Origin of the sequence: Clostridium beijerinckii HUN142, from assembly GCF_000621745.1 — a bacterium.
Lineage (GTDB): Bacteria > Bacillota > Clostridia > Clostridiales > Clostridiaceae > Clostridium > Clostridium beijerinckii_A.
On record NZ_JHXK01000020.1, the window covers coordinates 82,091 to 95,272 of the forward strand.

Genomic DNA, 13,182 nt, shown 5'->3' on the forward strand with positions numbered 1-13,182 from the left:
CTAAATTCTCAAAATTTATTTTAGTAATAATGCTAGCAAGCATATCTAAAAATATCTTAACTAGCATAATTTATCAATATTATTTTATCCAGTAGCTAGCATACGTAACACTCTCGCTTATTTAAGCGAGAGCTAACGGCTGCACGCTCCTGGACATTGTGCCCTTTGATGGTATAAGTTCAACTAAGGTTTATATAAGGATCAAACCTCATCTAAATCAAGTTTCACATTATTACTTTTATTAACTCATCTTTTTCTTTTACATCTTTATCTATTAATGATAATACATCCTTATAATCACTTGAATTAGTAACTAGAACTGGGGTTATTACTTCATATCCTTCCCTTTTTATTGCCTCAATATCAAATTCAACTAATAAGTCTCCTATTTTTACTTTATCTCCACTCTTAATATGAGCTGTAAAGTGCTTTCCACCTAATTTTACTGTATCTAATCCTATGTGTATCAAAATTTCTGTTCCGTCTTCAGCTGTAATTCCTATAGCATGTTTTGTTTCGAATAATGCTGAAATCACTCCATTAACTGGTGAAACTGCGATACCTTTACTTGGTATTATAGCTGCACCCTTTCCCATTATTTCTTCTGAGAATGTTATATCATTTACTTGACTTAATGAAACTGATTTTCCTTCAATTGGAGCTAAGATTATTGCTTCGCTTTTAGCTTCAGCTTTATCTAAGGCAGCTTCTTTAACTTCCATTTTGTTTTCAATTAAGATCTCTTCAATTTCCTCATTTGCTGGATCATCAAATCCAATAATCCATGTTAATGCAAATGAACCTACAATTGCAATAGCTGCTGTTATTAAAGCATTAATAAAGTTTGAGCTACCATTTGGATCAATAAACTGAACTATTGATATAAGTGCTGGTGTTGCAAAAACATAAACTTTTAAAGCTACAATTCCTGCATATAGACCTGCTATACCACTTGCTATCATACTTGCTATTAAAGGTTTTTTATATTTTATAGTTACACCGTACATTGCTGGTTCTGTTACCCCTGCAAGTAAAGCTGAAATACTTGATGCACTTGCAACTTGTTTTAAGTCTTTATTTTTAGACTTTAGTGATACTGCGAGCGCTGATGCTCCTTGTGCTAAATTAGATGGAAGCATTGCTACTAATAATAATGTTTCATATCCTGGGTTTGCTAAAGCTGTTAATGCCATAGGTATAAACGCCCAATGCATTCCTGTCATAACTATAAGTGGCATAAGCGCAGCCATTAAAGGTAATGCAATCCAATTTGCCTTATCTTGAATTGTGTACATAACTGTTGATAAACCTTTACCTACTAAGAATCCAAGTGGTCCAATAACTATTATTGCAATTGGCATAGCTATAAGTAATATTAACATTGGTTTTAAGAAGTTCTTTGTAACTGCTGGTGTAATTTTATCTACAATTTCTTCTATATATTTCATTACCCAAGCCATTAGTATAACTGGTATAACTGAATACCCATAACTTGCTGTTGTAACTGGTAATCCTAAAAATGATATAGGTGATCCTGAACCAAGTAGTTTCACAAAATCAGGATATACCATAACACCTATTACTGCTGCAAAAGTATATGGATTAATATTAAACTTTTTAGAAGTTGAAATTACAAGTATCATTGGCAAGAAATAAAACGTTGCATCTCCAAGTGCTGATAATATAGTATAAGCCTGGCTTGTATTCGATAAAAGTCCAATAGTTGTAAGTAACACTACTAGCACTTTTACCATACCTGCACCAATTATTGCTGGCATAGTAGCTGACATACTTCCTGATACTACATCTAACACTTTTGTAATTATATTTTGCTTTTCATTTGAACCTTCAGTATTATTAGCACTATCACTAAAATTACCAAGTTTTAATACTTCTTTATAGCATTTAGAAACTTCATTCCCTATGATTATTTGGTACTGGCCGCCTTTTTTCATAACGCCCATAACACCTTTTATTTTTTTAACTTCTTCATCTTTTACAATACTTTGATCTTTTAGGGTAAATCTAAGTCTTGTCATACAGTGTATAACACTACTTACATTATTTACTCCACCTATTTTTTCTATTATTTCTTTTGCAACTATTGAATAATCCATAGTATAATCCTCCATTTAAAATTAAGTTATTTTTAGATTAACTTATCCATGAGCGTGTAGCCGTTAACTCCACTTAAAAGTTAGAGTATTACAGATACTAGCTACCGGATAAATTTTTTGGAATTAATTTTAATGAAGTAAAGCCCGTAACACAGTTTTTCTGCTTACAGTAACTACCTTGCATTTAGATTTATTTTGTTTATAATTTTATAAAAAATATCTAAGAATCATAAAAGAGCGCTCATTTTACATTTCTCAGGTATAGATTGCATTGTAAATTAACAGTCCGTTTTTATTCAGTTTGCTTTGTAACTCTGTTAATATGAACTGCTAAATACATCATTTCTTCATCAGTAAGCTCAGAATTAAATTCACTCTTTACGTATTTTTTAATTTTTTCTGCACATTTATATGCTTCTTTATATTTTTCTCTCATTATTTTAGAAAGGCTTGTATCCTCATCTTCAATTTCATTTCCTCTAAAAATTCTTTGTGAAAAGAATTTTAAATGAGTAACAAACCTTTCATAATGAAGTGAATATTCATCCAATTCTAACTTATAATGAAATTTTACTATGTTTAAAATATTTTGAATCATATTAGTCATGCTCATAGTGTCATCTATATTACTAGAATTTAATTGAGCGTTTACAATATGTAATGCTATATTAGCAGCTTCATCTTCTGGTAAATCAACATGTAATCTTTTCTCAATTATTTGAAGTGCCTCTTTACCAATTAGAAACTCATGATTATAAAATCTTTTTATCTCCCACAATAATGCATTTTTGAATTGTAATCCTTTATTAACTCTTTCCATTGCAAAACTTATATGATCTGTTAATAGAATATAAATATTATCATTAAGCTTCTTACCTAGAGAGTATCTTGCATAAGATACTATTTCATTGGTTGTTTGTATGACTTCTAAAGGAATATCTGATAATAATTCTATTAACTTATTTGAATAGTTTTTGTCTTCAAGAGAATAAATCTTTTCCACTTTATCTTTATCAATAATTTCTCCAGCCTTTTTTTTAAATCCAAGTCCACATCCCATAACAAGAACTTCTTTATTGTTATTATCAAAAGATTGAACCAAATTGTTATTAATTACTTTCTCTATCTTCATAAATATTCCCCTTTGACATAAGTAAATTAATTTAAAAGACACACTAGCTATTAGTAAATTGTAATTTAAAGTGCTTTATCTAAAGTAGTTTTTATTATTATGACACAAAAAAAGACCGTACCACAACAAATAATACTAATAAATATTATCTATAAAATGGTAAAGCCTGCATAACCAGTAACATTCCTTTTAATTTATGTTAAGGATATCATAAGATTCTTAGCCTGTCAATCGTTTTCCATGAATTATCAATAACTTCTATGATAAAAACTCATAGAGTAGTTGTCAAATGATAACTATATTGTTATAATATCTCTTAACTAATAATAATTATCAAAGGAGTTTTCATATGACTAAAAAAGATAATAGAGAATTAATTTTAAATATGGTTAACTTTTATAGTTTGTTTAATGTTGAGTTTATAGATCTCATTCCAGACCTAACTAATACAGAAATAACTCCCCTTCTTTCAAAAATACTGAATTTTATTCATTTTGAAGGTACCACTACAGCATCAAGAATAAGTAAAAAATTAAATATATCTGTACCAAATACGAGCAGAAGTATTAATGCTTTATATAATCTTGGTTACTTGATAAAAAAACAAGATGAAAAAGATAAAAGAATTGTTTATTTATCACTATCAAATAAATCATTAAATCTCATTTCATCTGTTGCTGCATCTGGCGAAGATATTTTTTTAGAACGATTTAATGTTCTTTCTAATGAAGAAATAGCTGAGTTATCTCAATCACTATTAAAAGCTCAGAACTTGATTATAAAAATGCGAGATCTATATGAAGATAAGAAAACTATGAAATAAATATTAAGGAGATGGTTTAATTATGTTTATAAAAACTATAAAATCAAAATTAATTATTCTGATAAGTATATTACTCTTAGTTGTAAGCACTGGATTTGGGATTATTTCATATATTAATGCATCTAACGCTTTAATATCAAATATTAAAAAGACATTACCAGAAATAGCTATCCAGGCTTCTAATACTGTTCAAGCTAATTTAGATAATCAATTAAATTCACTGGAAGTTACTGCTAAGACTGCTTCATTAAGCAATGATACTCCAGATAAATTAATGACTATTTTAAAAGCTGAAGCAAAAAGAAATGGCAGTATTAAAATGGGATACGCTGATATGAATGGAAATATTATATATACTACTGGTGAACAAACTAATATAAAAGATACTACTTATTTTAAAAAATCAATGTCTGGAGATAATTTTATTAATGATCCTGAAGTTAATGAAGACAAAACTGCAATGACAATGGTATATTCAGTACCAATAAAAAATGATGACTCAATTATAGGCGTGTTAGTATCAGTTAGAGATGGAATGGAACTTAGTGATATGATTAAGAAGATCTCTTTTGGTAAAACTGGAAGTGCCTATATGATTAACAGTCAAAGCAATAGTATTGCTTATAAAGATTCAAGTATGCCATTAAATCAATATAATTCTATAAGAGAAGCAGAAAAAGATCCTAGTCTAAAAGGTATCGCTGATATGCAAAAGAGAATGATAGCTGGTGAAACTGGTTTAAGTTTATATACTTTTGGTGGAAAAGAATCTTATGGTGGCTTTGCTCCAATCGAAAAAGAAAAATGGTCGGTAGTTGTTATTTTAGAGAAATCTGAACTTTTATCAGAACTTAACTCTCTAAAATTCTCAATAACCCTTACATCTATATTGTTTTTGTTTATTGGAATTCTTGTAATTTATATTATTTCAAATAGGCTATCTAAAAGAATCCGATATGCTTCTAATTCCTTAAATATATTGGCTACTGGAAATTTTACTAATAAGATAAGTGAAAAATATTTATACGTTAAAGATGAAATTGGTGATATCGCTAACTCCATGAATACTATGCAGAACTCAATTGGAGATATGATTAAAATGTCTAAGGACAGTTCCCTAATAATTGATGAAAACTCAAGTAATTTATCAACTATATCTCAAAATATGGTCTTATCTTCTAATAATGTGGCAAATTCAATGCAAGAGGTAGCAAGTGGAATCAATTCTCAAGCGAATAACCTAATGGAAATCACTACAACTTTAAATATCTTCAGCAGCAAACTTGAAGATATAGTAATGAACACTAAAGATATAGATAAAAATACAATAATAATGAATGAACTTGCAAATAATAGCAGCTCAAGCATGAAGTTATTAATGGATACAGTAAGCAGCATAAGTTTATCTTTTAAAAATTTATCTAATAAAATTATTACTTTTAGCAGCAATATAAAAGAAATAAATAACATAGTACAAATTATTAATTCAATAGCAGATCAAACTAACTTGTTAGCATTAAATGCATCTATAGAAGCTGCAAATGCTGGTGAAGCCGGCAAGGGTTTTGGAGTGGTAGCAAATGAAGTAAAGGTCTTGGCAGAACAAACAAAGTCTTCATCTCAAAATATTAGTAAATTAGTATCTGATATATCTAATGATACTAATGTAATAAAAGATGATACAAATAGCATGACCACAGATCTCAACAATCAAGTTAGCATTATAAATGAAACTATAAACTCATTTGAAAATATAATTGATGTTATTAAAACTGTAATTCCAAAAGTTCAAACTGTAAATGTAGCAACTATAGAAATAAATAAAGAAAAGGATGATATTCTTGATAAGATTGAAAGTACATCTGCTATAGCCGAAGAAATATCTGCTTCATCTGAAGAAATATCTGCTTCTACTGACGAAATGTACAAGCTATCTAATGAAGTCGCAAAAGCTTCTGCTACCTTAAATAATATGACAAAGAAATTAATCACTGAGCAAAATAAATTTATAGTTTAATTATTATGAAATATATTTAATTTAACAAAATATTTGGAGGTGTTTATTATATGATTAAACCTTTATTTTTAGCTCATGGTTCACCTATGATGGCAATTGAGCAAAGCGTGTATACTAAATTTTTAAATGATCTTGGAGGATCTATTAACCCCAAAGCTATAGTTGTGTTCACAGCCCATTGGACAACTGAAACACTTACTATTTCTGCTTCTGATTCTATATATGATACTGTATATGATTTTTATGGATTTACAGAAGAACTCTATAAAATTAAATACCCTGCTAGAGGTTCTAGCACTATTGCAACAAAAATTAAAAATAAATTAATAAATTCAGGTATTGATGTAAAAACAGATTTAACAAGAGGCTTGGATCACGGTGCATGGACTCTTTTAAAGCATCTTTATCCAAAAGCTAATATACCAGTTGTTCAAGTTTCTATAAATTATACTCTACCTATTGAGCAGCAGATTAAAATAGGTAATGCCCTCAAAGAACTTGATGCTGAAGATATTTTGATTCTTGGAAGTGGAAATACAGTTCATAATCTAAGATTGGTTAATTTTAATAGTAAGACAATTGATTCTTGGTCTAAAGAATTTGATGATTGGTTAATTGACAAGATAGGAAACAAGGAGATAAATGCCCTTAATAACTATAAAAAATATGCTCCTCATGCTAACTTAGCAGTTCCAACCGCAGATCATCTTGTCCCACTATTTATAGCTTTAGGCAGCAGTTCAGAATTAACCCCTAGAGTTATATTTAGAGATTACCAATTAGGAAACTTAAGTTATCTTTGCTATGAATTTTAGACAGATTTGCCTTGAACCTCAGCCTTTTCAGTTTAGATTTTAGTTCTTTTGATAAGAGGATTTATGATTTCATTTGTCATTAATCCTCTTATATGTTTTGTTTATTCAATATATTTATATTTAGTCTGTACCTTTAATCTTAACCCACATATACATAAGGTTATCAAAAATTAAATGGATCGTCTTCAATCTGATTTCTTAAAAGAATGATTTTACTACTGAAACAAAGCATGTTGTTGAAGATTTAACTGGATATAAATATGAAAAAATCAAGATTAGCAAGATTATTAGCAGGCACATTATTCAATTTTCAAGGATCAATTCAGTTTATCTAACATTAATTCATGATGCATTTATCCAACTAAATTTTCCCCATCTTTAAATGCTCTTAAAGATAAATCATTAAAAATTTCATCATCAGTTCCACAGTAGTGAATGCAATCCTCTAATTTCCAACCAAATACGTCAAAAATATTATTAACATATTTAATGGCTTCTGCACCTTTTTTAGGATCTAAGCTTCCTTGAGCAAATACAGTTATTAACTTTTTACCTGGATGTCTAGGAATAAACTTATTGGGAAGCTCTTCAACCATTGGAAACGTACGATCTAACCAAGTTTTTGCCTGACCTGTAATTTGGTACATATATATTGGGGAACCAAATGCAATGGCATCTGCCTCATCAATAGCCTTATACATTGGTTGTAAATAATCATTAACAGCACATCCATCATGAGTACGACAATAAAAGCATCCTTGGCATCCACGAATTCCAGTATTATTTAAATCAAATTCAATAACCTCAGCGCCTTTTGATTTTGCTCCTTTTGCTACTTGATCTAATAATTTTGTTGTATATCCATTCTTTCTTGGACTACCTTTAAAAATAACCACTTTTGTCATTTCGCATCTCTCCTTATAATATAAAAATGTATATAATTTCTGCTTATTAACACATAAGTCTAAGTTCAAAGTTGGTTATCTATATAGATAACCCAATTATAAGTTAGATTTATACCATGAAATATATCTCAACTAGAAATAAGAATTATGCTTTTGTGAAATGTTTCATTAGGAATTTGATGGTTTTGATTCTTAGATTAAAAGTTGTTCCAAGTATGCTAGTTCAAAGCTTGCCTTTGAGGCTAGCATCTTGGGTGCAACTTGTGATCTTAGAATCATACATCATAATTTCCTTAGAAACTGGAACAATAGCATAATCCTTATTTCGGCGAGACATATGCATAAGTTCAGGTCTTAATTGGGTTATCTATATCCCTAAGAATCTTTTCAATCCAACTGAAAATACGTTCATTTGCGATTAATTTAGCTCCAGCTTGGCAGTGGAATTCAGCACCTTCTTCAGCTGTAAATAAAGTAAAATCTTTATAGCAGTTAAGCTCCTCATACAATTGCCTTGCTTGATCTCTAAGAAGTTTGTCATTTTCTGAATCAACGATTAAGGTAGGGCATTGTATTTTTTCTGCCAATCCTTTCATATAAAAATCACCAACTTTTAGGATAAATTCAGCAGGGGTACTTACACCAAATACATACATGCCTTGTGAAAAACTCCATTTTGCTTTTGAGCTTAGTTCCATTATTTCTTTTATAGCTTTATTAAATCTTTCTGAATCAGAACGTGCGAAATTTAAAAATTCTGCTCTTTGCATATTAAATATACTTGTAAATCCTCCCAAAAAGTCATATACTCCTCCATTTGCAATGCAAGCTGCAAGCCTAGTTTCAAAAGCTGCTGCTCTAGGGGCAAGATACCCGCCTAAACTTTGTCCCCATAAGACAATTTTCTTTTGGTCTACTTCTCTTCTTGTAAGCAGATAGTTTACAACTGGAGTTATAACTTTTTCATAGTCATGTCTAAAAAATAGTTTTTGCTTATGTACTGCTTCTCCTTGTCCTGGCCCTTCGAAAGTTATACAATGCATACCGTGTTCAAGTGCATCCATTGCCACTCCGTAAAATGCTTCCTTTGTTCCATCAAAGCCAGTCATAGCAATTAAAACTGGTTTTGGTTCATCTGAATCCTCTAATTTATAAAAATGTCCTGGAAGTGTTGTATTTTCATAAGGGATTTTCACTTCTTCAATAAGAGGCTTGTTCAGCTTCATAACATATGAAAAGCAATCTAGGCTTGCACTATATAATTTCTCTATCTTTGGGTCTTCTGGATTTTCATGAAGGTAGAATTCTGCAATTCTATAGTAATTAGAAGCTCTAAGATAAGATTTTCTTGCACTTATTAAATGGCCATTTGAGTAGCTATCCTCTGCAACTTTTTGCAAACGCTTGGCTGTTTTAGTCCATTCTTCACACCAGCTCTCATAATCTCCTTCTTTAATTTTTTCTGCTGTCGAAACTACTTCTCCTATATCTGCAGCTTTGAAGACAGTGTCTCCAAGAAGTCCTAATACCTTGGATGCAAATTGATCATCTTCAAAAATCAAATTATTCATGGTCATTCTCCTTTATAGTATTTATTGTTTATGCAACACCTTGTTGCTATAATTAAAATATATCAGATACAGATTTGTATTCAACCAACAATATTTATAGTTTGTTTTATATACAACAAAGGAGTGAAAATGTTGCAGAATAAACATGATATTCGAACAAAAAGGACACATCAGCAAATAAGAGATGCACTTATTGATCTTATTTCCGAAAAACATTTTGATAACATTACAGTTAGTGATATCACTAATTTAGCCATGATTAATCGTTCTACCTTTTATAGGTATTATCAAGATAAATATGACGTTGTGCTAAAAATTTTTGAAGAAGCAATGGAAAAAATGAATAGGGATTTAGGCCCTCCCAAAAGGAGTCTTAAGTATTATAATGAAGAACAAATATCTGACCCATGGGTGAAGCTATTTGATCACTTTGCTGAAAACAAGCGATTATATTTGTCAATGTTGGATGATTCATGTAACATATGGTTTATATCTAGACTGCGCAGCAACATCATCTCAATGTTTAGAGAACGTGAAAACTTGCGAGGCTCTTTCATTGTAAGCAACGAAAGCTGCTCACCAGAGATTCAAGAAATGGCATTCTTATTTACTGCTAATGCTTTAATAGGTACTATTGATTGGTGGTTAAAGTCAAACTGTACTCCTAATTCAGAGAAAATGTCTTATTTATTTAGATCTTATTTTAAAAATGGCCATGTAGGAATGCTGAATAAAAATTAATGTTGCGACTCAAATTCTGCATTTATAAAATTATGTTGTTAGTTTAATGATTGAAACATGTAAAATAATTTAAACCACTACAAAAATGTAGTGGTTTAAATTTATATTTAATTTGAATAGCCTCAAATTAAGGATATTATTCTCTAATTTTTATTAATAAATAATTAGTTTGAGAATTCTTGTGTTCCCATATATTTGTTGTTTCCGTAGATTACACCTATACCAACCTTAGTATATTTTTCATTCATCATATTTGCTCTATGACCTGGTGAGTTCCACCATTGATTAAATAATTCAACTGGGTCAGAAGTGTTATATGCAATATTCTCTCCTGCTGTAGTATAAGTATAGCCTATTGTGTGTAACCAGTTTGTCCACTTTGTTCCGTCTGGATTTGTATGATCAAAGAAATTATTTTGAATCATGTCGTCACTCTTATATCGTGCAACTTGTACTAATGTGTTATCTATAGTTAATGGCTGAAGACCCGCCTCTTTTCTTTTTTCATTCATTAATTGAAGAATTTTATCCTCAGCAGAATTTTGCATGCTGATTGAATAATTTGTCGGCAGATTAGGTAGCCCCTGTACATTTACTGATGTTGCATTTGTGCCGCTTTTTGAAACTACATCTGTATTACTAGCATTATTTCCATTAGAAGTATTCATAAATGAATTTGTATTTAAAAGATTATTTATATTAACATTATTATAAAACAGCAGCTGCAATAACTGTAGTTACTATTCTTCTTAAACCATTCTTTCTCATTAGTTTTTCTCCTTCTATATGTTTAATTTGTCCTTATGACTTTTATTTAAACACAAAATATTTTTTGAGTTTTTGTTGCTTTCGAGTAAGGACATGTTTCTATCTTATCATCTTTTCGACAATATTCAACATAACTTCTTCTCAATTTATTGATTTAAACGATATTGAATTAGACATGCTTCAGTATGTTATCTTATGCTTCTTTATGCACAATGATTTCATTTAACATCTTAAAGTGCCAAGGATACTCCCCTATATTTTCTATATTCTTTAGTATTTATTATTTTTCTTATTTGTGATTTATTTAAGAATTCATTCATTTCTTTAATTTTGTTAAACATTCCAAAGAATTAGCTGCTTATTCCTTTTCCTAGTGTTTCTTTATTCTTCTTATTTGAAATTTCATAAATTAACATATATACCACTTGTCTGCAAGGAACATTAAATATGCTTGATGCGCTCCCTTTAAATATTTCATTGCTTCATCTTCTGGAGGTATGTTACTAGTGTTTATTCCATAACTCAACTATATACTACAATAAAAATAAGAGCTTACTTTTACATAAACTCTTATCAAAAACAGATAGTTTTTATTTAATCTATATTTTTAGCTCTTTCCTTAAATAATTTATTTAATACTTTTTAGTATTGCATCTATATTATTATAATTAGCTCCAAGTGATTTCGCTTTAAGTAATTCTTCTTTTGCTAAATCAAAATTCTTTGCATTATAATATACTATTCCTAAAAAGTAATGCCCATCTTTTGAGTCTAATTGTTCTAAGTTTTTTGAATAGTTAACAGCAGCATCATATTTCATTAAAAAGATATCTGAATTAATAATACATTTTAAAGCATAAGTGTTTATATCCTTAGATGGATTTGATGCCAAAATTTCCTTAGACGTTTTTTCAACCTCTTTCCAATTTTGTGCTTTAAAATTTTGTTCTAGTTGAGTTACTAATCTTGTTGTCTTACTTTGAGTATTATTAAAGCCCCATAAAACTGTTGCTGATGTTATTATAAGTGCTAGTAATAAGTAGACATATCTATTAAAATACCATAATCTATTTTTCGATTCATTGAAAATTCCTGCAAAAGTTAATCCTCCTATAAGCCCTCCCAAATGTGCAAAATTATCTATTCCTGATTTAGTAAATCCATAAAATAAGTTTACGCATATTACTCCAACAATGTTTGCTCCTAATCCAGACTTAAATAATGCAGGTTTCTCTATACATATAAAAAGTATAGCTCCAAATAATCCAAAGATAGCTCCTGATGCTCCCACTCCAGGACTTGAATTAAATGCGAAACTAAATATATTACCCAAAATTCCTGCCGCAAAATATATAGCTATAAACTTAGCTTTTCCAAAAACTCTTTCAGCAAGAATGCCTATAAAATATAATGAGTAACAATTTAAAGCTACATGAACTATGTTCGCATGTAAAAATATTGGTGCTATAAACCTCCAATATTCTCCTTGCAATATATGACCATTTTCTTTACTTCCAAATTCCAATAGCAGTGCATTATAATCTGTACCTGAGTCCCATGAATATAACCCCATTATTGCAAATACTAAAAGATTTAATGCAATTAATATATATGTAATTGTTGGTTTTTCACTCTTAAACTCAATTCTGGATTCTAATTTCTTTTTCTCTACAATGTCCTCAAAGCTTACAAGCGAATTATCACTTTTCTTATATTCACTAAAATACTTATTTAAATGTTTTTTTACTCCAAACTCATCCCTTTTAGTTTTAGAATGACTCATAACACTTTGCTTTTCAAGATTTACAACTATACTTCTTAAATATTTTTTACCTATAACTTTATTGACCTGGTTATCCTCAATAATCTTAACTTTATCTATTGGTGGCTCATTTTCAAAAATAAATATCCCGAAAGAATATACAATTTTATTTTTATCAATGTTGAGAAGATTTTCTTTCACATCTATGAAATATTGTCTTATTTCCTCTTCTGAAAACAAGTCTCCATTAATTAATTCCAGCACAATCATTGTGCCAAAATAATCTTTCATCATTATATTATCTTTTCCATCTGTTCTTACTTTGTTTTCTTCATCACATAAAGGTATAAAGTCTTTATATTGGGTAAAGCTCTTCATTATTATTTCAATTTCATTACTATACATATAATCCCCCTATCTCAGTATTCACGTTCGTTTAAGCTATATTAACACTCAACCTATTTTTATTTGTACATATATTCTAACTTTATATCCATAAGCTGGTTAAGGTCATTTATGTTAACTTACTCA

At 29.5% G+C, this 13,182-nt stretch carries 9 protein-coding genes and 1 pseudogene; 4 read left to right on the top strand and 6 right to left on the bottom strand.

Annotated elements, in window-relative coordinates:
* Nucleotides 1-224: 224 nt before the first annotated feature.
* Entirely contained in the window at nucleotides 225-2,117 is a 1,893-nt protein-coding gene (locus T483_RS0110845; RefSeq protein ID WP_026886865.1) for a beta-glucoside-specific PTS transporter subunit IIABC, read from the bottom strand.
* A gap of 292 nt (nucleotides 2,118-2,409) precedes the next feature.
* Entirely contained in the window at nucleotides 2,410-3,249 is an 840-nt protein-coding gene (gene licT, locus T483_RS0110850) for a BglG family transcription antiterminator LicT (RefSeq protein WP_026886866.1), read from the bottom strand.
* A 349-nt stretch (nucleotides 3,250-3,598) separates the two neighbouring features.
* Here licT and T483_RS0110855 point away from each other — a divergent pair, with 349 nt between their 5' ends.
* Genes T483_RS0110855 through T483_RS0110865 form a run of 3 tightly spaced genes read left to right on the top strand, consistent with a single transcriptional unit; the run spans nucleotide 3,599 to nucleotide 6,904 of the window.
* Nucleotides 3,599-4,072, top strand: coding sequence for a MarR family winged helix-turn-helix transcriptional regulator (locus tag T483_RS0110855; RefSeq protein WP_026886867.1), 474 nt, complete (start codon nucleotides 3,599-3,601; stop codon nucleotides 4,070-4,072).
* A gap of 22 nt (nucleotides 4,073-4,094) precedes the next feature.
* Nucleotides 4,095-6,089, top strand: a complete 1,995-nt coding sequence (locus tag T483_RS0110860; RefSeq protein ID WP_051560352.1) for a methyl-accepting chemotaxis protein — start codon at nucleotides 4,095-4,097, stop codon at nucleotides 6,087-6,089.
* Nucleotides 6,090-6,139: 50 nt separating this feature from the next.
* Entirely contained in the window at nucleotides 6,140-6,904 is a 765-nt protein-coding gene (locus tag T483_RS0110865; RefSeq protein WP_026886869.1) for a DODA-type extradiol aromatic ring-opening family dioxygenase, read from the top strand.
* A 353-nt stretch (nucleotides 6,905-7,257) separates the two neighbouring features.
* Here the strand turns inward: T483_RS0110865 and T483_RS0110870 are convergent, their stop codons facing one another.
* Nucleotides 7,258-7,809 (bottom strand): flavodoxin family protein, encoded by a 552-nt coding sequence (locus T483_RS0110870; RefSeq protein ID WP_026886870.1) that lies wholly within the window; start codon nucleotides 7,807-7,809, stop codon nucleotides 7,258-7,260.
* 347 nt (nucleotides 7,810-8,156) lie between these two features.
* Nucleotides 8,157-9,380, bottom strand: coding sequence for an alpha/beta hydrolase family protein (locus tag T483_RS0110875; protein WP_026886871.1), 1,224 nt, complete (start codon nucleotides 9,378-9,380; stop codon nucleotides 8,157-8,159).
* Nucleotides 9,381-9,509: 129 nt separating this feature from the next.
* On the opposite strand from T483_RS0110875, the gene T483_RS0110880 reads away from it, so the two are divergent.
* Nucleotides 9,510-10,121 carry a TetR/AcrR family transcriptional regulator gene (locus tag T483_RS0110880; RefSeq protein WP_026886872.1) on the top strand — a complete coding sequence of 204 codons (612 nt, stop codon included), beginning with the start codon at nucleotides 9,510-9,512 and terminating at the stop codon, nucleotides 10,119-10,121.
* 164 nt (nucleotides 10,122-10,285) lie between these two features.
* Here the strand turns inward: T483_RS0110880 and T483_RS29005 are convergent.
* Together T483_RS29005 and T483_RS0110890 are read right to left on the bottom strand one after the other, a co-directional pair.
* Nucleotides 10,286-10,804 (bottom strand): annotated as a pseudogene (locus tag T483_RS29005) (CAP domain-containing protein); the annotation flags it as partial.
* A gap of 713 nt (nucleotides 10,805-11,517) precedes the next feature.
* Nucleotides 11,518-13,056: a rhomboid family protein gene (locus T483_RS0110890; RefSeq protein WP_026886873.1), complete on the bottom strand. Its 1,539-nt coding sequence runs from the start codon at nucleotides 13,054-13,056 to the stop codon at nucleotides 11,518-11,520.
* Nucleotides 13,057-13,182 lie beyond the last annotated feature (126 nt).

Bases quoted from the DNA above. Each gene is read 5' to 3' on its own strand.
- T483_RS0110855 (WP_026886867.1), top strand. From the start codon at position 3,599: ATGACTAAAAAAGATAATAGAGAATTAATTTTAAATATGGTTAACTTT.
- T483_RS0110890 (WP_026886873.1), bottom strand. From the start codon at position 13,056: ATGTATAGTAATGAAATTGAAATAATAATGAAGAGCTTTACCCAATAT.
- licT (WP_026886866.1), bottom strand. From the start codon at position 3,249: ATGAAGATAGAGAAAGTAATTAATAACAATTTGGTTCAATCTTTTGAT.
- T483_RS0110860 (WP_051560352.1), top strand. From the start codon at position 4,095: ATGTTTATAAAAACTATAAAATCAAAATTAATTATTCTGATAAGTATA.
- T483_RS0110880 (WP_026886872.1), top strand. From the start codon at position 9,510: ATGTTGCAGAATAAACATGATATTCGAACAAAAAGGACACATCAGCAA.
- T483_RS0110870 (WP_026886870.1), bottom strand. From the start codon at position 7,809: ATGACAAAAGTGGTTATTTTTAAAGGTAGTCCAAGAAAGAATGGATAT.
- T483_RS0110845 (WP_026886865.1), bottom strand. From the start codon at position 2,117: ATGGATTATTCAATAGTTGCAAAAGAAATAATAGAAAAAATAGGTGGA.
- T483_RS0110875 (WP_026886871.1), bottom strand. From the start codon at position 9,380: ATGAATAATTTGATTTTTGAAGATGATCAATTTGCATCCAAGGTATTA.
- T483_RS0110865 (WP_026886869.1), top strand. From the start codon at position 6,140: ATGATTAAACCTTTATTTTTAGCTCATGGTTCACCTATGATGGCAATT.